This window comes from Mesorhizobium sp. M1D.F.Ca.ET.043.01.1.1, from assembly GCF_003952385.1.
Classification (GTDB): Bacteria; Pseudomonadota; Alphaproteobacteria; order Rhizobiales; family Rhizobiaceae; genus Mesorhizobium.
The window spans coordinates 4,195,489-4,215,749 of the sequence record NZ_CP034444.1; the positions used below are offsets into that span (position 1 = coordinate 4,195,489).

A 20,261-nucleotide genomic window follows, 5' to 3' on the forward strand; every position below is an offset into this window, starting at 1 on the left:
TTTTACAGCGGCCTTTCATTCGCCGATCAGCCAAGCTGGAGCCAGCATGCTGGAGAAGAGCCGCACCACCACCGATCCGGGCGCGCAATCGGCGCCGCTGATCGCCATTGCCAGCGTCATCGTGTCGATGGCGCTGATCGCGATCGGCAACGGGCTGATGTTCGCCTTCATTCCGGTGCGGCTCGGCGCCGACGGCTTCGATCCGACATGGGCCGGGCTGATCGTCACCGGACTTTCGGCCGGCGGACTCGCCGGCTGCATCCTGACCGGACCTCTGGTCCGGCGCGTTGGCCATGCTCGCGCGTTCATGGTGCTTTCGGCGCTGATCGCGCTCTCCAACGTGGCGATCGGCGCCGGACCGATCCCGTTGCTGTGGATCGCGGCGCGGGCGCTCTACGGCTTTGCCATTTGCGGGTTGTTCATCGTTGCGCAGAGCTGGCTCAACGATGCCTTGCCGAACGCCATACGCGGCCGGGTCATGGCGGTGTTCTACGTCGCCTATATCGGCGGATTGGGCGTCGGCTATGCGACGCTTGCCGCGATCGACATTCAGACGGCGGCGGCGCCGCTGATCGGCATCGCCTTCACCGCGCTGTCCATCCTGCCGGTGGGCATGACGCGGCTTGCCCAGCCGCCCGCGCCGCAGGCGGCTTCGGTGGCGCTCGGGCAAGCCTGGAAGATCTCGCCGGTCGGCGTCGTCGGCATGCTCGCCGTCGGCGGCCTGTCGATGATAATTTCCGGTTTCGCGCCGATCCACGCCACCGCCAAGGGCTACAGCCAGGCGGATGTGGCGCTGCTTTTGTCGGCGATGCCGGTCGGCACGCTGATGCTGCAGATCCCGCTCGGCTGGCTTTCGGACCGCACCGACCGGCGCTACGTGCTGGCGGGCGCGGCGGCGCTGGCGGTGGTGGCGAGCCTGCTCGCCATCGCCTTCGACGGCGGCGCGCTGATGGCGCTGGTGGTGATCTATCTGATCTGGGACGGCGCGTCGGAATCGATCTATTCGCTTTCCAGCGCCCACGCCGCCGACCGCTCCAGGAAGGACGAGATGCTGGCGCTCTCGAGCTCGCTGCTTTTTGCCTGGTCGCTGTCCGGCTTCATCGTGCCCGGCATCGTGACGGCGCTTTCGGCCGTCTTCGGCACCGCGACCTTCATCTATGTCGGCATCTTCATCGCTTCGGCTTTCTGCCTGTTCGTGCTTTGGCGCGTGTTTGCGGCGCGGCCGACACCCGCGGCCGCCACCGGCAGCTTCGCGCCGATGTCGGCGCAGACGCCTCTGCCGGTGGAGCTCGCCTTCGCGCCGGACGAGCCGGCGACCAGGAACTGAAAGGTTATTGCTTGCGAGCCTCCGCGGCCGGCGCCTCGGGCGGCGGCAAGGGGATCGAAATGCCCTCATTGTCGAAGGCCTGCTTGGCGCGCTTGGTCATGTCGATCTGGGTGGCGAAGTAATCGGCCGCCGACGTCCAGTAGCGCAGCGTCAGCGAAACCGTGGTTTCGCCCAGGCCCGCCACGAAGGCGATCGGCGCCGGTTCGCGCCGGATGCGCTTCTCGGTGCCGGCGATGGCAAGCAGCGTCTTCTGCCCGCGGTCGATGTCGTTCCACGAGCCGATGCTCAAGCTGATGTCGGTGCGCCTGACACCGTTGCGGGTGAAGTTGCGCACCGGCTGGTTCCACAGTGTCGAGTTGGGCGCCAGGATGTAGACGCCTTCGACGGTGCGCAGCTTGGTCGCGAACAGGCCGATCTCCTCGACCGTGCCGGCAATCGAGCCGACCTCGATGGATTCGCCGATACGGAAAGGCCGCAGCGCCAAGAGCATGATGCCGGCGGCAATGTTCTGCAGCGTGCCCTGCAGCGCCAGTCCGATGGCCAGGCCAACGGCGCCGATGGCGGCAATGATGGAAGCGGTCTGCACGCCGAACTGGCCGAGCACCATGATGACGACAAGGATCAGGATGGCGTAGCGGACGATCTTCGAGAAGAAATGACGCAAGGTGGCGTCGAAGCCGTGGATGTGGCCGAGGCCGGCGAAGATCGAGCGCTCGGCAAGGCCGGCGACGAAATAGCCGACAACCAGAAGGATGACGGCGCCGATCGCCGAGAAGGAATAGGAAACGATGAGCGTGGAGAGCTGCGCAAGCCCGGCCTGAACAACGAGAAGTGCCTCTTGCGGGTCTGTCGGCATGATAAGTCCCCTTTGATCGTTGAGCCGATAACCCGTGCCAGGCGCAAAGGGTTCCGACTTTTTTCGGGCGCTGCGGAACCTGCCGAAGAGGGGCGCGTTGGCCCCGGCAGGGCGCCCCGTCTTGAAACTGCAATGGAACTCTGCCTATCTAAGTGGTGTCACCTGATTTGGCGGGTGATTTGGTTGTTCTTGTTGGGAAAGGAAACACACTGAGAACAGCACTGCGGAAGAAGGCCGATATCGTGCCTTCGCCGGCCGGGATCAGCGGAAACGATGCTGCGTCCCTCGCCATCACGACAGTCCTTGCCAGTCTGGAAGACTCCAAGGCCGAAAACATCGTCTCAATCGACATCCAGGGTAAATCGAGCCTCGGCGACTACATGGTCATCGCCTCGGGCCGATCGCACCGTCATGTCTCGGCTGTCGCCGATCATCTCCTCAAGGCGCTCAAGGATGCCGGTCTCGGCATGGCGCGCGTCGAGGGGCTGGCCAGCGCCGACTGGGTCCTGATCGATTCGGGCGACATCATCGTCCACGTCTTCCGTCCCGAAGTCCGCGAATTCTACAATCTCGAAAAGATGTGGCAGGCGCCGGACCTCGAGGAAGAGACCTTGCACTGAGCCACATCGCATGCCGTGACCGTTCCGGTCCGGCGCCGATAGGGTGCTCGCCGAGGCGAGGATGAAGATCACCGTTCATGCCGTGGGCCGAATGAAGACCGGCCCCGAGAGAGAACTCGCCGACCGCTATTTCGAGCGCTTCGCCAAGAGCGGGCCTGCGGTCGGGCTGGAATTTGCCGGCATCGTCGAGATCCCCGAGAGCCGCGGCCAGAGCGCCGACGAGCGCCGCCGCGAGGAGGGCCAGAAGCTGCAGGCCCAGTTGCAGCAAGGCACGGTGCTCATCCTGCTCGACGAACGCGGCAAGGCGCTCTCCTCAGAGGATCTCGCCGCGCGCATCGGCCAGTTGCGCGACAGCGGCCGCAAGGCGCTGGTCGTCGCGATCGGCGGCGCCGACGGGCATGACAGATCCTTGCGCGACGAGGCCGATCTGATGCTGTCTTTCGGGGCGCTGACCTGGCCGCACCAGCTGGTGCGCGTCATGCTCGGCGAGCAGCTCTATCGGATCGCCACCATCTTGTCCGGGCATCCCTATCATCGCTCTTGAGTCATGGTTTGCGATATGGGCCCCGAAAGCTGGGGATCACCTCGGCCTGCACGGATTTCCGCCTCAATGACCCGACATCACGGTTGATGCGGGTGCTTCCAACATGGTTGATGGTTCGTTAACGAAGCGGCGGATAGAGTCGAGGCCTGATGTCTGAAGGCTGGAATTCGAGAACGCGCGCCTGGCGCAGCCGCTGCGGCTTGACACTTGTCGCCGCGCTGATTGCGCTCGGGCCGGCCATGGCGGCGGAAAACACGCTCGATGTCGCGCCGGACCCCGACCGGAGCCGGGCCGAATACGAGCAGGTCTCCAAGGAAATCACCCTGTCCTCCGAGCGGCTGGCCAAGCTCTCCGCCGACGTCGCGACGGTCAAGAAGGACCATGCCTCGATCAGCGCGGCGCTGATCCAGTCGGCCATGACCGAGCAGAAGCTCGGCCAGGACATCGAGGATATCGGCGCCAAGCTGGAGGGGCTGAAGGCTGAGGAAGAGAAGCTGCACGCCTCGCTGGTGGCACGGCGCGACGTGCTGGCCGAGGTGCTGGGCGCCCTGCAGCGCATGGGGCTCAACCCGCCGCCGGCGATCCTGGTCAAGCCGGAGGATGCGCTGTCGTCGGTGCGCAGCGCCATCCTGCTCGGCGCCGTGGTGCCGGAATTGCGCCAGCAGACCGACAGGCTGATGGCCGATCTCAAGGAACAGACCCGGGTGACGGCCTCGATCGAGGCCGAGCGGGGACGGCTCACCGCTGCCGTCACCGAGCAGACGGCGGAAAAGAAGCGGCTGACCATGCTGCTCGAAGCCAAGCAGAAGCTGCAGGCCGATACCGAGGCGGCGCTGACCGCCGAGCAGCAGCGCTCGCAGCAACTGGCGGCCAAGGCCAGCAGCCTCAAGGACCTCATCGCCTCGCTCGAGGCCGACAAGGTACGCAAGGCGGCCGATCAGGCCAGGGCGGCCGATCGGAAATCGGCTGATGGCGATACGACGGCATCGACGACGGAACCCGCCGCGCCGCCGGTGCCGGAGGGCAATCGTTTGACCGCTTCCGCCCCGTTCGCGGCGCTGCAGGGCCAGGTCGCGCTGCCGGTCATCGGCAAGATCAAACGGCGCTTCGGGACCGACGACGGCAACGGCGCGATGATGCAGGGCGACATGGTTGCGACACAATCGGGGGCCATCGTCACCGCGCCGGCGGATGGAAATGTGCTTTATGCGGGGCCGTTTCGTTCCTATGGTCAACTCTTGATCCTCAATGCCGGCGATGGGTATCATGTCGTCCTGGCTGGGATGAGCAGAATCAGCGTCGCGACCGGACAGTCGGTGCTCGCAGGAGAGCCGGTTGGCGCGATGGGAGAGGCCCGGGTGGCAAGCACCTCGGCCTCGCAGAATGGAAATGCCACGCCGGAGCTCTATGTGGAGTTCCGCAAGGATGGAAAACCCGTCGATCCTGCCCCCTGGTGGGCGGACCGATTTTCTGGAAGGACGTGAAATGATGCGGAAATTGTCGCTTCTGTTTGCCGGCGCGCTGATGGGCGCATCGGCAATGAGCCTGGTCTACGGCGCACCCGGCTCGGCGGCGAACGCTGCGGGTTCCGAGACCTACAAGCAACTGGCGATCTTCGGCGACATCTTCGAGCGCGTGCGCGCGCAGTATGTGACGCCGCCGGACGACAAGTCGCTGGTCGAGAACGCCATCAACGGCATGCTCGCCTCGCTCGACCCGCACTCCTCCTACATGAATGCCGAACAGGCGCAGGACATGCGCGTGCAGACCAAGGGCGAGTTCGGCGGCCTCGGCATCGAGGTCACCATGGAAAACGACCTCGTCAAGGTGATCACGCCGATCGATGACACGCCGGCCGCCAAGGCGGGCGTGCTTGCCGGCGACTACATCGCCAAGATCGACGGCGAGGAGGTGCGCGGCCTCACCCTCAACGACGCCGTCGAGAAGATGCGCGGCCCGGTCAACACGCCGATCAAGCTCACCATCCTGCGCCAGGGCGCCGACAAGCCGATCGAGCTGACGGTCGTGCGCGACATCATCAAGGTCAAGGCGGTGAAGTACCGGGTCGAGAACGACGTCGGTTACATGAAGATCACCTCCTTCACCGAAAAGACCTATGACGATCTCGAGAACGCCATCGAGAACATCAAGAAGCAGGTGCCGAACGACAAGCTGAAGGGCTATGTGCTCGATCTGCGCCTCAACCCGGGCGGCCTGCTCGACCAGGCGGTGAGCGTGTCGGACGCCTTCCTGAAGCGCGGCGAGATCGTTTCGACCCGCGGCCGCGACCCGAAGGACGTCACCCGTTTCGACGCCAAGCCGAAGCAGAGCGACGACATCGGCGGCAAGCCCCTGATCGTGCTGGTCAATGGCGGCTCGGCGAGCGCGTCCGAGATCGTCGCCGGCGCGCTGCAGGATCTGCGCCGCGCCACCGTGGTCGGCACGCAGTCCTTCGGCAAGGGCTCGGTGCAGACCATCATCCCGCTCGGCGAGAATGGCGCGCTCAGGCTCACCACGGCGCTCTATTACACGCCGTCGGGCAAGTCGATCCAGGGCAAGGGCATCACACCCGACATCAAGGTCGACCAGCCGCTGCCGCCGGACCTGCAGGGCAGAGACCTGACCCGTGGCGAATCCGACCTCAAGGGCCATATCAAGGGCGCCGACGAGAGCTCGACCGGCTCGGGCTCGGCCGCCTATGTGCCGCCGGAGCCGAAGGACGACCTGCAGCTGATCTATGCCGAACAGCTGCTGCGCGGCCAAAAGACCGATCCGGCCTTCCCGCCGAACCCGGACAAGGCTGTGCTGAACCAGTAAAGGCGGATGGCCGGAGCATATCGCTCTGGCCGACCGAGCGAAGCGATGCAATGCTGCCGGGACCGCGAGGTTCCGGCAGTTTGATCCGGGGATGGGCGCGCCGGGGCGCCGAGGGTTGAATTCGCTCGTGAGCGCTGACAATGCGATCAGCAGCGTCACGGGCTTGGGGATGCGGCTTGGCTGACATCGACAAGGACATCGAACGCCCGCTCGGACAGACGATCCGGCTTCAGCGCCCTGCCGCGCGCGGCATCAGCGCCGGCGCGCTTGGCGCGGCGGTTGCCGTCCTTGCCGTGGTCGGCATTTCCGGTGCGATCGCGTTGCGGGAAAAGCCTTTCCGCAAGCCGGAAGGGGTGGCCGTTTCGACGCCGAAGGTGACCGTGGCGCCAACCCCAGCGCCGGCACCGGCGGCAACGCCGGCACCGGCCGAGGTGGCGACGGCGAGCCCCAATGCGAGCACACCGATGAAGAGCGGCGGCCCGCAGATCATCCATGTCCAGACCGAAGAAGGCGACGGCCCGCCCAAGGCGGGTATCGTGATCCGCGATCCTTCGGCACTCGGGCAGAACCTGAAGGTCGCGCATATCCCGGACAGGGCGCTGATCGAGGCCGGCGACAGCGGTCCGCTGCCGGTCCGCTCCGCCGACGGCAGGCGGCCGTTCGACGTCTACGCGCGGCCGTGGTCCGGCGCGCGCGGCGCGCGCGTGGCGATCGTCATCGGCGGGCTCGCCGTCTCGCAGACCGGCACGCAGGCGGCGATCGCCAAATTGCCGGCCGAGGTGACGCTGGCTTTCGCGCCGCAAGGCAACAGCATCGACCGCTGGATGAAGGCGGCGCGGCAGGGCGGCCACGAGATCGTCATGCAGGTACCGCTCGAGCCGTTCGACTATCCGAACGTCAATCCGGGCCGCAACACGCTGACGGTCTCGGCGAGCCCGGAGGAGAACCTGAAGAGCCTGCACTGGGCGCTGTCCAGGACGACCAACTATACCGGCGTCATGAATTACATGGGCGCGCGCTTTTCGGCGGATGCCAACGCGATGGCGTCGTTCATGGCCGAACTCGGCAAGCGAGGGCTTGCCTATGTCGACGACGGCTCGTCCGCGCGGAGCCTGGCGCCCGACCTCGCGCTGAAGGACGGGGTGCCGTTCGTGGCCGGCGACATGGCGATCGACGCGGTGCAGGACCGCGGTGAGATCCTCAAGAAGCTGGACAGCCTGGAAGCGACGGCACGGGCCAAAGGCACCGCCGTCGGCATCGGCTCGGCTTTCGATATCACCGTCGACACGGTCGCGTCCTGGGTGGCGGAAGCGAAGAAGCGCGGCATTGAGATTGTGCCCATCTCGGCTGTCGCCATAGATCCCCAAAAAGGCTAGTCACGGCTTCCCGCCGATACCGGAATCCGGAAATGTCCAAGAAATTGATCGATCCCGAGACACTGCCTTATCGTCCCTGCGTCGGGCTGATGATCCTCAACCGCGCCGGGCTGGTCTGGGTCGGGCATCGCATCGCCGAGCCGGACAGCGAGTTTTCCGGCACGACGAAACTCTGGCAGATGCCGCAGGGCGGCATCGACAAGGGCGAGGAACCGCTGACGGCCGCCGGGCGCGAGCTTTACGAGGAAACCGGCATGCGCAGCGTGTCGCTGCTCGCCGAGGCGCCGCACTGGATCAACTACGACCTGCCACCGCATCTGGTCGGCGTCGCCTTCAAGGGTCGCTATCGCGGCCAGACGCAAAAGTGGTTCGCCTACCGCTTCGAGGGCGACGAGAGCGAGATCGAGATCAATCCGCCGCCGGGCGGCCACACGGCCGAATTCGACCGATGGGCATGGCGGCCGATGCAGGAACTGCCCGACCTCATCGTGCCGTTCAAGCGCCAGGTCTACGAGCAGGTGGTGGCGGCGTTCCGGCATCTGGTCCGCTAGAAGTCGAGGCCGCGGTTGCCGCGCTGGCACCGGCGTCCTAATGATTTGCCTTGATGCAATGAGGGGGTCGCCATGAATGACGACACCGGACGCGGTTTCCCGGCTCCAGACGGCGCCGGCGGTTCGACGGTCAGCGAAGCGGCGGCCGGCGCGATCCTGACCATCGATCTCGGCGCCATCCGCGAGAACTACCGGCGGCTGAAGGCGCGGCTGGCGGGTGTGCGCTGCGCCGGCGTGCTCAAGGCCGACGGCTATGGCCTCGGCGCCGCGCAGGTGGCCTCGGCGCTGATCAAGGACGGTTGCGACATCTTTTTCGTCGCTCTGCTCGGCGAGGGCATCGCGCTGCGCAAGGCCCTTGGGCCAGGACATGACATCTTTGTCCTCAACGGCCTGCCGCCGGGCTCCGAACCGGAAGCTCTTGCTGCCGGACTTCATCCCGTCATCAACAGCACCGCTCAGCTGAAGGCGTGGCGCGAGGCGGCGCGGGCAGCCGGCCGAAAGCTGTCGGCCGCGGTCCAGGTCGACAGCGGCATGTCGCGTCTCGGCATGCCGCCGGCCGACGTCGAGGCGCTCGCGACGGATGCGTTCGACGGCATCGATATCCGCTTCGTGATGAGCCATCTTGCCTGCGCCGACGAGCCGCGCAATCCCGCGAATGAAGCGCAGCGGCTGGCCTTCGAGCGGTTGCGCAAAATGCTGCCCGCGGCGCGGGCTTCGCTCGCCAATTCGTCCGGCATCTTTCTCGGGCCAGCTTATCACTACGATCTCGCTCGTCCCGGTGCGGCGCTTTACGGCGTCAACCCGACGCCGGGCGAGGCCAACCCGATGCTGCCGGTGGTGCGGCTGCAGGCGAAGGTGGCGCAGACGCGCAGTGTCGGAGACGGCGCCGGCATCGGCTACGGCCACACCCATCATGCGCGCGGACCGCTCCGGCTGGCGACGATCTCGCTCGGCTATGCCGACGGCTGGCACCGGCGCGCCGCTTCGGCCGCCTGGTTCGAGGGCGCGCGGCTGCCCTTCGTCGGGCGGGTGTCGATGGATTCGATCATCCTCGACATCTCGGCGCTTCCAGCCGGCACACCGGGCGAGGGCGACCTCGTCGAGCTCATCGGCCCGTCGCAAAGCGTCGACGACGCGGCCGCGCATGCCGGCACCATCGGCTACGAGGTGCTGACCAGCCTGGGCGCGCGTTTTCACCGCCGCTACATCGGCGGATGACCGGCAACCCCTTGGCGGACGCTGCAAAATCCGGCAGACAGATTGAACGACCGGGACGCGGCTGTGCCGCGATCGGCTTTGAGGGAGCATTGAATGACAGTCCTGGTGCTGGGCGGCGGCGTGATCGGAATCACCACCGCCTATTTCCTTGCCGAGGCCGGCCATGAAGTCACGGTTATCGACCGGCAGCAGGGGCCCGCGCTGGAAACCAGCTTCGCCAATGCCGGCGAAGTGTCCCCCGGCTATGCCTCGCCATGGGCCGGGCCCGGCATCCCGGTGAAAGCCGTCAAATGGCTCTTGATGAAATACGGCCCGCTGGTGGTGCGGCCGGCCTTCGATCCGCATATGTGGACGTGGCTCTTGAAGATGCTGCGCAACTGCACCGCCGAGCGCTATGCGCTGAACAAGTCGCGCATGGTGCCTCTGGCCGAATACAGCCGCGACACGCTGAAGGCGCTGCGCGCGGCAGCCGGCATCACCTATGACGAGCGGTCAAAGGGCACGCTGCAGCTCTTCCGCAAGCAGAAACAGCTCGACGGCACCGGCGGCGATGTCGAGGTGCTGAAGAAATACGGCGTTCCCTATGAGCTCCTCGACCGGGATGGCTGTATCGCGGCCGAGCCGGCGCTGGCCGGCGTGCGGGAAAAATTTGTCGGCGGGCTGAGATTGCCCGGCGACGAGACCGGCGACTGCAAGATGTTCACCGACAGGCTGGCCGAGCTTTGCGTGGCGCGCGGCGTCGCGTTCGAATACGGCACGACCATCCGGCGCGTCGTCAGGAACCGCAACCGTGTCGTCCAGGTCGGCACCGACAAGGGCTGGCGGACGGCGGACGCCTATGTGATGGCGCTGGGCAGCTATTCGGCACCCTTCATGCGCAAGATGAAGCGGCCGATCCCGGTCTATCCGGTCAAGGGCTATTCGATCACCGTGCCGATCACGGATGCGGCGGCAGCGCCGGTTTCGACGATCATGGACGAGACCTACAAGGTGGCGATCACCAGGCTTGGCGACCGCATCCGCGTCGGCGGCACGGCGGAGATTTCGGGCTTCGACCTCCGCCTGCATGAATCGCGCCGCCGCACGCTCGAGCATTCGGTCGGCGACCTGTTTCCGGGCGGCGGCGACCTCAAGGCGGCGAGTTTCTGGTGCGGCCTCAGGCCGATGACGCCGGATGGGCCGCCGCTGATCGGCCAGAGCGAGCTGTCCAACCTCTATCTCAACACCGGCCACGGCACGCTGGGCTGGACCATGGCATGCGGCTCGGCCCGGGTGCTTGCCGACATCATGTCCAGCCGGGTTCCGGAGATCAACGCCCTCGACCTCAGCCCGGAACGGTACCTCAGGGCTTAATCTCAGAACGCCTGCCTGACCCAGGCGTCGCTGAACAGCAGCCGGTAGGCCCAGCCGATCGTGACATTGGTGGCGACCGGCTGCGAATGGGCGAGATAGTCGTCATAGATCGGCTTCATGCGGCGGTAGAACGCCGGGTCGAGCACCACCATGCCATTCTCCGAGTCGTGGAAGAAGCTGCGGTTGTTGAGGTTGACCGAGGAGATGGTCACCAGGCGCTGATCGATCATCATGATCTTCGAATGCAGCACCACGTCGGGCGCCTTGAACTCGCGGATGTCGATGCGGTCGCCGTATCTCTCGACGAACAGCTTGTTGAGCGCGGTGAGGAAGCGGCCGCCGATGTCGCCCTTGAGGTCGATGCGGCCGACGACGGCGATCGTGACCCCGCGGGCCAGCGCCCGGTCGAACGCTCGGGCGAGGCTGGGCGTTAGGTTGAGATAGGGATTGACGATCTCGATCCGGTGCTCGGCCGTGTCGATCAGCTCGACGAAGTAGCTTTCGAGCGCGTGGCCGCCGACGAAGCCGCCCGGATGTGGGCGCCGCTCGCCGATGACGCCGAGAAGGTGGTGAGCTCATTCGTGCTGGATCCGCCTTGAAGGTGGATCTACACGAACAGCCCCTTTTCCCGCTCCACTGCCTTGGTGATGAAATTGGCGACGAGCTGGACGCGGCGCAGCGGCCGCACCGATTCGTGATAGACCAGCCAATAGGCGCGGCGGATCGGCGCCACGATGTCGACCGGCACCAGCTCCGGCATCGAGCGGGCTACGAAGGTGTGCAGGATGCCGATGCCGGCGCCGGAACGCACGGCTTCCGCCTGGCCGAGCGCCGAGGAGATGGCGAAGCTCGAGCGCCAGTCCGGGCTGAACTCGGCGGCATAGTCGAGCGAGGGGCTGACGATGAGATCCGGCACGTAGCCGATCAGCGTATGCCGGCCGAGATCGGCCGCCGTCTTCGGCAACCCGTTCGCCTCGACATAGGCGCGGGAAGCGAACAGCCCGAGCGTATAGTCGACCAGCTTGCCCGCCACCAATCGTCCCTCGGTCGGTCGCTCGACGGTGATGGCGATATCGGCCTCGCGCCGCGACAGCGAGAAGGAGCGCGGCACCGGCACCAGCTGGATGGTGAGCTCGCGGTGAAGCGCGGTCAATTCGCCGAGCCGCTTGGCGAGGAAGGCGACGCCAAATCCGTCGGGCGCGCCGATACGCACCGTGCCCGACACATCGTCGCCCTCGCCGGCGACGGTCGAGCGCGCGGCGATCATGTCGCCTTCCATGCGCTCGGCGATGTCGAGGAAACGCTCGCCGGCGGGCGTCAGCTCGCTGCCGGTGGTCAGGCGGCGGAAGAGTTTTGTGCGCAGCGCGTCCTCGAGCGCCGCGATGCGGCGCGAGACGGTGGCGTGGTTGAGCTCCAGGCGTTTCGCCGCGCCGAGGATCTGGCCGGCGCGCGCCACGGCGAGAAAGATGCGCACGTCATCCCAGTTCATGGGGGTGGTCCGGCAGAACAGAGGGGTGTGCGAAGGAACGCAAGCGTCGGCCCTTTCAGCAATCCATCATTTGCGGCAATTGATGCGCAGTCAATGGCCGTTGTCTATTTTCCGCACAACGGTTGCGATTCCGCTCGCGTTGCCTTCGCCGTCGCAAAGGCGGACAATGCGCCATCACCAAAACAGGGAGAGAAACCATGATCGAGTACGGTCATTTCATCGGCGGCAAGCGTGTCGCCGGCACCAGCGGGCGCAAGCAGGACGTGATGCAGCCGATGGACGGCTCCGTGCGCGGTACGGTGGCGCTGGCTTCGCAGGCCGAACTGCGCGCCGCCGTCGAAAACGCCAAGGCAGCGCAGCCCAAGTGGGCGGCCACCAACCCACAGCGCCGCGTGCGCGTGCTGATGAAGTTTCTTGAGCTGGTCCAGCGCGACTATGAAGAGCTGGCCGATATCCTGGCGCGCGAGCACGGCAAGACGCTCGCGGACGCGCGCGGCGACATCCAGCGCGGCCTCGAGGTCGTCGAGGTCTGCATCGGGGCGCCGCACATGATGAAGGGCGAGTTCACCGACGGCGCCGGCCCCGGCATCGACGTCTACTCGATGCGCCAGCCGCTCGGCGTCGTCGCCGGCATCACGCCGTTCAACTTCCCGGCGATGATCCCGCTGTGGAAGATCGCGCCGGCGATCGCCTGCGGCAACGCTTTCATCCTGAAACCGTCGGAGCGGGACCCGGGCGTGCCGATCCGCATCGCGGAGCTGTTTATCGAGGCCGGCCTGCCGGAAGGCGTGCTGAACGTCGTCAACGGCGACAAGGAGGTGGTCGACGCCATCCTCGACGATCCGGACATCAAGGCAATCGGCTTTGTCGGCTCGACGCCGATCGCCCACTACATCTACTCGCGCGGCACCGCCTCGGGTAAGCGCGTTCAGTGCTTCGGCGGCGCCAAGAACCACATGATCATCATGCCCGATGCCGACATGGACCAGACGGTCGATGCGCTGATCGGCGCCGGCTACGGCTCGGCCGGCGAGCGCTGCATGGCGATCTCGGTGGCGGTCCCGGTCGGCAACGACACCGCCAACCGGCTGATGGAAAAGCTGGTGCCGCGCGTCGAGAGCCTGAAGGTCGGTCCCTCGACCGACTCCTCGGCCGATTTCGGCCCGCTGGTGACGGCGCAGGCACTGGAGCGCGTCAAGGGCTATGTCGACATCGGCGTCCAGGAAGGCGCCAAGCTGGTCGTCGACGGCCGCGGCTTCAAGATGCAGGGCTACGAGAACGGCTACTATATGGGCGGCTGCCTGTTCGACAACGTGACGGCCGACATGCGCATCTACAAGGAAGAGATCTTCGGGCCGGTGCTGTCGGTGGTGCGCGCGCCGCGCTACGAGGATGCGATCAAGCTCGCCAACGACCATGAGATGGGCAATGGCGTCGCCATCTTCACCCGCGACGGCGACGCCGCGCGCGACTTCGCCTCGCGCGTCCAGGTCGGCATGGTCGGCGTCAACGTGCCGATCCCGGTGCCGATCGCCTACTACACCTTCGGCGGCTGGAAGGCGTCGTCCTTCGGCGATCTCAACCAGCACGGCCCGGACGCGTTCCGCTTCTATACCAAGACCAAGACGGTCACTTCGCGCTGGCCGTCCGGCATCAAGGATGGCGCCGAATTCGTCATCCCGACGATGAACTGACCGGACGGTTTCTCGGTTGCGCGTCCCCGCCTGCGGCTGCGGCGCGCGGCAGGCATCAAGGATGGCGCCGAATTCGTCATCCCGACGATGAACTGACCGGAGACGATCTGAGAGCTAGCACTGAGGGAGCGCGGCGCGAGCCGCGCTTTCTTTTTGGTTGCGCCGCAACTTCAGGTACATGATTTTCGAAATGGCGCGTTGGGAGAGCATCCGCACATTCTAATAATTCAACTGCTCTGTGATGGAACCAACAGACCATCATCCGCCTTAGGCTGTATTCCTGCCATCATGTGCAGGCCAATCAAACAGCGCCGGTGGCAGCCGGGGTTCTCGTCTGGCGCGAGGAGGTGTCGGATGACACGATTTCTTATGGCGGCGATTATCCTTGCGGCGGCTGCGATTTACGGCATCGCGCAGGCCAATGCGGCCGCGCAATGCGCGCCACGCTCCGACGTCGTCAAGGCGCTCGGCGACAAGTTCCACGAAAGCGTAGCCGGGCGCGGGCTGATCAATCCCAATGTCGTGCTCGAGATTTTCGTCTCCGACCAGGGCAGCTGGACCGTCCTTGCCTCCGACACCAAAGGGCAAAGCTGCATCCTGTCCGTCGGCGAGGGCTGGGACAGTCCTACGATCGCGGCAGCCATGCCAGGTGCCTGAACGCTCGCTGCCGGGCGCCCGCACGGTCGGGTTGCGGTGGCCAGGCGCTCTCCACTGCGCCTGCTTGTTTACGGGGCGGGGGCTCACCATATCGAATCCAGGGAGTCATAGTCTCCCTGCGACAGACCGGAAACCAGAAGGAGTGACGTGATGAAGACGTCGAATCCGGCCTGGAACGTTCCGGCACACTGAGGCGGCCGCATGTGCCTCCCTTGCCGGAATGCGAAGGCGAAGGAGGTGCCCTATGGCACGCATATTTTCGTTTCGATGGATCAAGCTGGCGGTCGTCGGCGCCATGGTGGCGTTGCCGGCACTGTCTGCGCGGGCGCAAGTCATCTGCGGCGGCCATGACTATCTGGTCTCGAGACTGGCAGAGGCGTTCGAGGAGAAGCGGCTCGGCTATGGCGTGGCCGGAGAAGCCGCCATCTTCGAAGTGTTCGTCTCGGCCAAAGGGACCTGGACCATCCTGATGACCGACGTCAAGGGCCAGGCCTGCATCCTGGCGGCCGGTGACGGATGGGAAGACACGCTGGCCACCGCGGTCCGGCAGCCGGGCGGCTGAATTGCGCAAATAGCCAACCGGAGCGGTTCGGCGAAGGCCGGACCGCTCCGCTCAGCGCGTCGCCGCCATCTCGGCGTGGCCGCGCAGCAGCGCCATCAGCTTCTTGGCGTCCTTGGCGGCGGACTCCTCGTCGCCGTCGAGGATCGAGCGGATCAGCGCGACATGGTGCTCGGCCGATTCGGCCAGGCCGGTGTCGGCCTTGTAGCGGAACCAGAAGCGACGGCTGTGCGTCTGCAGGGGCGCCGCCACGCGCGCCGCGAACGGATTGTCGGCGGCGATCGCCAGCGCTTCGTCGAGCTGCTTGTCGGCTTGGATGAAGGCAAGTACGTTGCCCGAGATCACCGCCTTCTGCATGGCGAGCGCCGCCTCGTGGAACAGGTCGGCCGCCTCGCGGGTGACGAAGCGGGCGGCGGAGCGGGCAAGCACGACCTCGACGCCGCGCCTGGCGTCGATGACGCGCAGCCAGTCGCCGGCGTGAAGCGGCGCGACCGCGATGCCCGCGCGGGGTCTTATGTCGAGAAGCCCTTCCCAGGCGAGCCTTTGGATCGCCTCGCGCACGGGCGTGCGCCCGAGGCCCAGCCGCTCGATCAGCGCGCCCTCGGTGACGAAGCTCGAAGGCGCCAGCTCGAGCGTGACGATCATGTGCTCCAGCGCTCGATAGGCCTTGGTCGCCGCAGGCTCGAAGGTCGCGTTCGTCTCAACGGATATCAGCGGGGATATCAATGGCGGGCTCCTGATATATTTTTCATATATCATAACGGATTCAGCGTTGACAGACCAGTTCTTGATAGATATATGCCTGATATATCAGAGGAGAGATCGCCATGTGGGCCGGAGTTTTTCCAGCAGTCACGACCAAATTCACCGCCGACGACCGCCTCGACCACGCCGAGATGGAGCGCTGCTATGGCTTGCAGATGGAGGCCGGCTGCGACGGCATCATCGTCTGCGGTTCGCTCGGCGAGGGGCCGATGCTGTCGCCTGACGAGAAGATCGAGGTGCTGAAGACGGCGCAGAAGGTCGCCGCGGGCAAGCCGGTGCTTTTGACCGTCAATGAGCCCGGCACGCGCGAGGCGGCGAGCATCGCGCGCCGCGCCGCCAGGGAAGGCGCCAACGGCCTGATGGTGGTGCCGAGCCCGATCTACCACACCGACCGCCAAGAGACGGTGGCAGCGCTGCGCGCCGTCGCCGAAGCCGGCGACCTGCCGGTCATGATCTACTCCAACCGGCTCGCCTATCGCGTCGATGTCACCGTCGACCTGATGGAGGAACTGGCGTCGGACAAGCGTTTCGTCGCCATCAAGGAATCGTCCGACGACATCCGCCGCTCGACCGAGATCATTAACCGCCTTGGCGACCGTTACGATCTCTTCACCGGCGTCGACAACCTCGCCTTCGAGGCGCTCTCGGTCGGCGCCATCGGCTGGGTGGCCGGCCTGGTCACCGCCTTCCCGCGCGAGACGGTCGCCATCTACCAACTGATGAAGCAAGGCCGCCGCGAGGAGGCGCTGGCAATCTACCGCTGGTTCCGGCCGCTGCTCGACCTCGATGTCTCGACCTATCTGGTCCAAAACATCAAGCTTGCCGAAGTGCTGGCGATCGATACCAATGACCGCGTTCGCATGCCGCGCCAGCCGCTGTCGGGCGAACGCCGCAAGGCGGTGGAGAAGATCGTCCGGGATGCGCTGGCGGTGCGGCCGAAGCTGCCGGCGTTCCAGAATACTCCACGACCGGCGGAGAAGATGGTGGCGGCCGAATAAGGGGCAGCACTGACGTGCAAGGAAATTCCAGATCCCCGGGAATGGGGCGCCGCCCCGCCCCCGAGGCTTCTTCTCCCCGTGAGCGGGGAGAAGAAGAGGACGTCGCCATCATCGGCGGCGGTATCATCGGTATCTGCGCCGCCGCCTTGCTCGCCGAGGCCGGGCGCAGCGTCGCCGTTTTCGACCGCACCGGCATCTGCGAGGAGACGAGCTCCGGCAACGCCGCCGCCTTCGCCTTCTCCGACGTGCTGCCGCTGGCGCATAAGGGGATGATCAGGCAGTTGCCGAAATGGCTCGCCGATCCGCTTGGGCCCTTGGCCATTCCGCCAGCCTATCTGCCCAAGCTCCTGCCCTGGCTGATCCGCTTCTGGCGCGCGGGCGCCGCTAGGCACTACGAGGCGAGCCTCGCGGCGCAGGCCGGCATGATGAAGCTCGCCGAAGCCGAATGGATGGGCCTGCTCGACCGCTCCGGCACCAGGCCGATGCTGCGCGAGGACGGCTCGCTGGAACTCTACGAAAGCGAGGCCGAGTTCCGCGCCGCGCTTCCCGGCTGGGCGGCGCGCGAGCGCTTCGGCATCGGCTTCCGCCATGTCGAGGGCGAGGAGATGGCCGGCTTGCAGCCGGGCCTCGCGCCGCGCTTCGTCAAGGGCACCTTCGTGCCGAGCTGGAAGACGGTCGCTGATCCGAAGCTGCTCGGCAAGGCGGTCTTTGCCTATGCGCAGACGCTCGGCGCCCGTTTCGAGCCCGCGCGGGTCGAGCGCATCGCGGCCGGAACGGACGGCGCCACGATCGTGCTTGCCGACGGCACGGCCCAAAAGGCGAAGCAACTCGTCATCGCGGCCGGCGCGCGGTCGCATCTCCTGGCCAAAGACCTCGGCGACCGCATCCCGCTCGAGACCGAGCGCGGCTACAACACGACGCTGCCGGTGTCGGCCTTCGACGTGAAGCGGCAGTTGATCTTTTCCGGGCACGGCTTCGTCATCACGCCGCTGGAAACGGGCCTGCGCGTCGGCGGCGCCGTCGAGCTCGGCGGCATCGAGCGGCCCCCGAATTTCCAGCGCTCGAAGGCGATGCTGGAAAAGGCCAGGCGCTTCCTGCCGGGGCTCGATCCGTCGGGCGGCCGCGAGTGGATGGGTTTTCGCCCCTCGCTGCCGGATTCGCTGCCGGTCATCGGTCGGGCTCGGACGCCGAACGTCTTCTACGCTTTCGGCCACGGCCATCTCGGCCTGACCCAGGCGGCGGCGACCGGCCGCTTGATCCGTGATCTCGTTCTCGGGCAGACTCCGCCGCTCGATCTCAACCCTTTCCGTCCGCAACGGTTCTGAAAGTCTTTTCGTTTTGACGCAATTCCGGACGGAACGTTACGGCGAAGGCGCCGAACTTAATCGCTTCACACTTTTGCTGAAATTGCTCTAGGAAGCATCATGGCCAAGAAATCCTTCTTCTGCATCGACGGCCACACCTGCGGCAATCCGGTGCGGCTGGTCGCCGGCGGCGGGCCGCTGCTTGAGGGCTCCACGATGATGGAGCGGCGCGCGCATTTCCTCGCCGAGTACGACTGGATCCGCACCAGCCTGATGTTCGAGCCGCGCGGCCACGACGTGATGTCGGGCTCGATCCTCTATCCGCCGACGCGCGAGGACTGCGATATCGCGATCCTGTTCATCGAGACCTCGGGCTGCCTGCCGATGTGCGGCCACGGCACGATCGGCACGGTGACTTTTGCGATCGAGCATGGGCTGGTGAAACCGAAGACCCCGGGCGTGCTGAGACTCGACACGCCGGCCGGCCTGGTCGTCGCCGAATACAAACAGGTCGGCGACTATGTCGAGGAAGTGCGCATCACCAACGTGCCGTCCTTCCTCTATGCAGAAGGGCTGACGGTGGAGTGCCCGGTGCTCGGCGAGATCGGCGTCGACGTCGCCTATGGCGGCAATTTCTACGCCATCGTCGAGCCGCAAAAGAACTATCGCGACATGGCCGACCATTCGGCCGGCGACCTCATCGCCTGGAGTCCGGTGGTGCGCCAGCGCCTCAACGAGAAATACTCATTCGTGCACCCGGAGAACCCCGGCATCAATCGGCTGTCGCACATGCTGTGGACCGGCAAGCCGAAAGATGCCGAGGCCGATGCGCGCAACGCCGTCTTCTACGGCGACAAGGCGATCGACCGCAGCCCTTGCGGCACCGGCACCTCGGCGCGCATGGCGCAGCTCCACGCCAAGGGCAAACTGAAAGCGGGCGACAGCTTCGTCCATGAATCGATCATCGGCTCGCTGTTCAAGGGCAGGGTCGAAAAGGAGGTCAGCGTGGCCGGCACGCCGGCTATCATCCCCTCGATCGGCGGCTGGGCGCGCATGACCGGATTGAACACCATCTTCATCGACGACCGCGATCCGTTCGCGCATGGCTTCATCGTCACCTGATCGCTCCCGATCGAGGCGTCAGACCGCTTCGTCGTCCGTCGAAACCTGACTGCGGAACCAATCGGCAAAGGTGATTTCGGCGGCCGAGGGCTGCGCCGACATGGTGAGATAGTAGCCTTTGTCCTTGTCGGTCGCGATGTCGGAGACGACAACGAGATCGCCGCGTCGCAACTCCTCGCGGAAAACCTCGATCGGGCAAAGGGCGACGCCGTGGCCGGCGATGACGGCGGTCGCCAATATGTTGAAATCCGCAAAGACAGGCCCGTTGCCGACATCGGCTCCGGCCATGCCGGCTTGCGAGAACCACTCGCGCCAGCCCTGCCGCGTCTCATCATGCAAAAGGTCCACCGCGGCCATGTCCGCCGGCGTGCCAAACCGGCCTTTGCGGGCCAGGTAATGCGGGCTGCAGGCGGGCTGGCTGACACGGGAAAAGAGCTTCAGGCTGGTGGCCCTCGGAGACGGATCCGCGCCGAGCGTGATCAGGATGTCATTGTCGTCGTCCTCGAGCCGGTCCTCGGCTTTCGCATAGGCGACGCGGATCGCAATCTCGGGGTGGCGGGCGGTAAAGTCCGGCAGGCGTGGTACCAGCCAGCGACTGGCAATGGATGGAATGCAGCCCACCGAAATCGACGCGACAACCGCGTTCCTGCGGATACGCCGGCAGGCAGCCGCGAGGTCGGAGAGCGCCGCGTTCGCCGAGGCCTGGAGAGCCAGTCCGGCGTCGGTCAGGCGGACCTTGCGGGCATCCCTGTGGAACAAGGGCACGCCGAGCCACTCTTCGAGTCGCCTGATCTGATGGCTGATCGCTGGATGGGTAACGTGCAGCTCCTCGCCGGCGGCTGAGAAGCTGAGATGGCGCGCGGCGGCTTCGAAGGCGCGAATGGCATTCAGCGGCAAATAGTCCATCTGTAAATTTTTCTAATGCGTTGGGCGAAAATCGGTCATTTGAACTTCCCGGCCGCTTACGACATTTCCTCACCCGGTTCCGAAAACGTAACGCATCGAACCCGC

General features: G+C 65.9%; 21 protein-coding genes. 16 read left to right on the forward strand and 5 right to left on the reverse strand.

Annotated elements, in window-relative coordinates:
- Positions 1-46: 46 nt before the first annotated feature.
- Complete coding sequence (locus EJ067_RS20310) at positions 47-1,327, forward strand: MFS transporter (protein ID WP_126087054.1); 1,281 nt, start codon at positions 47-49, stop codon at positions 1,325-1,327.
- Positions 1,328-1,331: 4 nt separating this feature from the next.
- Here the strand turns inward: EJ067_RS20310 and EJ067_RS20315 are convergent, their stop codons facing one another.
- Positions 1,332-2,183 (reverse strand): mechanosensitive ion channel domain-containing protein, encoded by an 852-nt coding sequence (locus tag EJ067_RS20315; RefSeq protein WP_126087055.1) that lies wholly within the window; start codon positions 2,181-2,183, stop codon positions 1,332-1,334.
- A gap of 242 nt (positions 2,184-2,425) precedes the next feature.
- On the opposite strand from EJ067_RS20315, the gene rsfS reads away from it, so the two are divergent.
- From rsfS to EJ067_RS20355, 8 genes are all read left to right on the forward strand, one after another.
- Positions 2,426-2,803, forward strand: coding sequence for a ribosome silencing factor (gene rsfS, locus EJ067_RS20320; RefSeq protein WP_126087056.1), 378 nt, complete (start codon positions 2,426-2,428; stop codon positions 2,801-2,803).
- Positions 2,804-2,864: 61 nt separating this feature from the next.
- Complete coding sequence (gene rlmH, locus EJ067_RS20325) at positions 2,865-3,347, forward strand: 23S rRNA (pseudouridine(1915)-N(3))-methyltransferase RlmH (protein WP_126087057.1); 483 nt, start codon at positions 2,865-2,867, stop codon at positions 3,345-3,347.
- Between the two features lie 149 nt (positions 3,348-3,496).
- Entirely contained in the window at positions 3,497-4,831 is a 1,335-nt protein-coding gene (locus EJ067_RS20330; protein ID WP_126087058.1) for a murein hydrolase activator EnvC, read from the forward strand.
- A gap of 1 nt (position 4,832) precedes the next feature.
- Complete coding sequence (locus tag EJ067_RS20335) at positions 4,833-6,164, forward strand: S41 family peptidase (RefSeq protein ID WP_189510041.1); 1,332 nt, start codon at positions 4,833-4,835, stop codon at positions 6,162-6,164.
- A 176-nt stretch (positions 6,165-6,340) separates the two neighbouring features.
- The gene (locus tag EJ067_RS20340) at positions 6,341-7,540 is read left to right on the forward strand and encodes a divergent polysaccharide deacetylase family protein (protein WP_126087059.1); all 1,200 of its coding nucleotides are present in this window, start codon (positions 6,341-6,343) and stop codon (positions 7,538-7,540) included.
- A 32-nt stretch (positions 7,541-7,572) separates the two neighbouring features.
- Entirely contained in the window at positions 7,573-8,091 is a 519-nt protein-coding gene (locus tag EJ067_RS20345) for an RNA pyrophosphohydrolase (protein ID WP_126087060.1), read from the forward strand.
- Between the two features lie 72 nt (positions 8,092-8,163).
- The gene (alr, locus tag EJ067_RS20350) at positions 8,164-9,309 is read left to right on the forward strand and encodes an alanine racemase (protein WP_126087061.1); all 1,146 of its coding nucleotides are present in this window, start codon (positions 8,164-8,166) and stop codon (positions 9,307-9,309) included.
- A gap of 93 nt (positions 9,310-9,402) precedes the next feature.
- Complete coding sequence (locus EJ067_RS20355; protein WP_126087062.1) at positions 9,403-10,662, forward strand: D-amino acid dehydrogenase; 1,260 nt, start codon at positions 9,403-9,405, stop codon at positions 10,660-10,662.
- 2 nt (positions 10,663-10,664) lie between these two features.
- Here EJ067_RS20355 and EJ067_RS20360 read toward each other — a convergent pair whose 3' ends face one another.
- Positions 10,665-11,147 carry a phosphatidylserine/phosphatidylglycerophosphate/cardiolipin synthase family protein gene (locus EJ067_RS20360; protein ID WP_348639547.1) on the reverse strand — a complete coding sequence of 161 codons (483 nt, stop codon included), beginning with the start codon at positions 11,145-11,147 and terminating at the stop codon, positions 10,665-10,667.
- Between EJ067_RS20360 and EJ067_RS35700 the strand changes: the two genes are divergently transcribed.
- Complete coding sequence (locus tag EJ067_RS35700) at positions 11,127-11,261, forward strand: hypothetical protein (protein WP_281058926.1); 135 nt, start codon at positions 11,127-11,129, stop codon at positions 11,259-11,261. The two genes, EJ067_RS20360 and EJ067_RS35700, sit on opposite strands and share 21 nt — an antisense overlap.
- A gap of 8 nt (positions 11,262-11,269) precedes the next feature.
- Here the strand turns inward: EJ067_RS35700 and EJ067_RS20365 are convergent, their stop codons facing one another.
- On the reverse strand, positions 11,270-12,151 hold the full coding sequence (locus tag EJ067_RS20365; RefSeq protein ID WP_126087063.1) for a LysR family transcriptional regulator: 882 nt from the start codon (positions 12,149-12,151) through the stop codon (positions 11,270-11,272).
- A gap of 197 nt (positions 12,152-12,348) precedes the next feature.
- Between EJ067_RS20365 and EJ067_RS20370 the strand changes: the two genes are divergently transcribed.
- The 3 genes from EJ067_RS20370 to EJ067_RS20380 all read left to right on the forward strand — a co-directional run bounded on the left by EJ067_RS20370 (position 12,349) and on the right by EJ067_RS20380 (position 15,064).
- Entirely contained in the window at positions 12,349-13,845 is a 1,497-nt protein-coding gene (locus tag EJ067_RS20370; RefSeq protein WP_126087064.1) for a CoA-acylating methylmalonate-semialdehyde dehydrogenase, read from the forward strand.
- 354 nt (positions 13,846-14,199) lie between these two features.
- The gene (locus EJ067_RS20375; RefSeq protein WP_126087065.1) at positions 14,200-14,502 is read left to right on the forward strand and encodes a hypothetical protein; all 303 of its coding nucleotides are present in this window, start codon (positions 14,200-14,202) and stop codon (positions 14,500-14,502) included.
- Between the two features lie 244 nt (positions 14,503-14,746).
- Positions 14,747-15,064: a hypothetical protein gene (locus EJ067_RS20380; protein WP_126087066.1), complete on the forward strand. Its 318-nt coding sequence runs from the start codon at positions 14,747-14,749 to the stop codon at positions 15,062-15,064.
- A 51-nt stretch (positions 15,065-15,115) separates the two neighbouring features.
- Here the strand turns inward: EJ067_RS20380 and EJ067_RS20385 are convergent, their stop codons facing one another.
- Entirely contained in the window at positions 15,116-15,820 is a 705-nt protein-coding gene (locus EJ067_RS20385) for a GntR family transcriptional regulator (protein ID WP_245467991.1), read from the reverse strand.
- A 68-nt stretch (positions 15,821-15,888) separates the two neighbouring features.
- On the opposite strand from EJ067_RS20385, the gene EJ067_RS20390 reads away from it, so the two are divergent.
- From EJ067_RS20390 to EJ067_RS20400, 3 genes are all read left to right on the forward strand, one after another.
- Positions 15,889-16,824, forward strand: coding sequence for a dihydrodipicolinate synthase family protein (locus EJ067_RS20390; RefSeq protein ID WP_126087067.1), 936 nt, complete (start codon positions 15,889-15,891; stop codon positions 16,822-16,824).
- 41 nt (positions 16,825-16,865) lie between these two features.
- On the forward strand, positions 16,866-18,149 hold the full coding sequence (locus tag EJ067_RS20395) for an FAD-dependent oxidoreductase (RefSeq protein ID WP_126087068.1): 1,284 nt from the start codon (positions 16,866-16,868) through the stop codon (positions 18,147-18,149).
- A gap of 99 nt (positions 18,150-18,248) precedes the next feature.
- Complete coding sequence (locus EJ067_RS20400; RefSeq protein ID WP_126087069.1) at positions 18,249-19,250, forward strand: 4-hydroxyproline epimerase; 1,002 nt, start codon at positions 18,249-18,251, stop codon at positions 19,248-19,250.
- An 18-nt stretch (positions 19,251-19,268) separates the two neighbouring features.
- On the opposite strand, the gene EJ067_RS20405 is transcribed toward EJ067_RS20400, so the two are convergent.
- Positions 19,269-20,156 (reverse strand): LysR substrate-binding domain-containing protein, encoded by an 888-nt coding sequence (locus tag EJ067_RS20405; RefSeq protein ID WP_126087070.1) that lies wholly within the window; start codon positions 20,154-20,156, stop codon positions 19,269-19,271.
- Positions 20,157-20,261 lie beyond the last annotated feature (105 nt).

What these genes read in the sequence shown, in the direction of transcription:
- EJ067_RS20405 (WP_126087070.1), bottom strand. Translation starts at nt 20,156, where the DNA reads ATGGACTATTTGCCGCTGAATGCCATTCGCGCCTTCGAAGCCGCCGCG.
- EJ067_RS20385 (WP_245467991.1), bottom strand. Translation starts at nt 15,820, where the DNA reads ATGATATATGAAAAATATATCAGGAGCCCGCCATTGATATCCCCGCTG.
- EJ067_RS20335 (WP_189510041.1), top strand. Translation starts at nt 4,833, where the DNA reads ATGATGCGGAAATTGTCGCTTCTGTTTGCCGGCGCGCTGATGGGCGCA.
- alr (WP_126087061.1), top strand. Translation starts at nt 8,164, where the DNA reads ATGAATGACGACACCGGACGCGGTTTCCCGGCTCCAGACGGCGCCGGC.
- EJ067_RS20395 (WP_126087068.1), top strand. Translation starts at nt 16,866, where the DNA reads ATGGGGCGCCGCCCCGCCCCCGAGGCTTCTTCTCCCCGTGAGCGGGGA.
- EJ067_RS20310 (WP_126087054.1), top strand. Translation starts at nt 47, where the DNA reads ATGCTGGAGAAGAGCCGCACCACCACCGATCCGGGCGCGCAATCGGCG.
- EJ067_RS20380 (WP_126087066.1), top strand. Translation starts at nt 14,747, where the DNA reads ATGGCACGCATATTTTCGTTTCGATGGATCAAGCTGGCGGTCGTCGGC.
- EJ067_RS20315 (WP_126087055.1), bottom strand. Translation starts at nt 2,183, where the DNA reads ATGCCGACAGACCCGCAAGAGGCACTTCTCGTTGTTCAGGCCGGGCTT.
- EJ067_RS20355 (WP_126087062.1), top strand. Translation starts at nt 9,403, where the DNA reads ATGACAGTCCTGGTGCTGGGCGGCGGCGTGATCGGAATCACCACCGCC.
- EJ067_RS20370 (WP_126087064.1), top strand. Translation starts at nt 12,349, where the DNA reads ATGATCGAGTACGGTCATTTCATCGGCGGCAAGCGTGTCGCCGGCACC.
- EJ067_RS20390 (WP_126087067.1), top strand. Translation starts at nt 15,889, where the DNA reads ATGTGGGCCGGAGTTTTTCCAGCAGTCACGACCAAATTCACCGCCGAC.
- EJ067_RS20375 (WP_126087065.1), top strand. Translation starts at nt 14,200, where the DNA reads ATGACACGATTTCTTATGGCGGCGATTATCCTTGCGGCGGCTGCGATT.
- EJ067_RS20365 (WP_126087063.1), bottom strand. Translation starts at nt 12,151, where the DNA reads ATGAACTGGGATGACGTGCGCATCTTTCTCGCCGTGGCGCGCGCCGGC.
- EJ067_RS20400 (WP_126087069.1), top strand. Translation starts at nt 18,249, where the DNA reads ATGGCCAAGAAATCCTTCTTCTGCATCGACGGCCACACCTGCGGCAAT.
- EJ067_RS20345 (WP_126087060.1), top strand. Translation starts at nt 7,573, where the DNA reads ATGTCCAAGAAATTGATCGATCCCGAGACACTGCCTTATCGTCCCTGC.
- rlmH (WP_126087057.1), top strand. Translation starts at nt 2,865, where the DNA reads ATGAAGATCACCGTTCATGCCGTGGGCCGAATGAAGACCGGCCCCGAG.
- EJ067_RS20330 (WP_126087058.1), top strand. Translation starts at nt 3,497, where the DNA reads ATGTCTGAAGGCTGGAATTCGAGAACGCGCGCCTGGCGCAGCCGCTGC.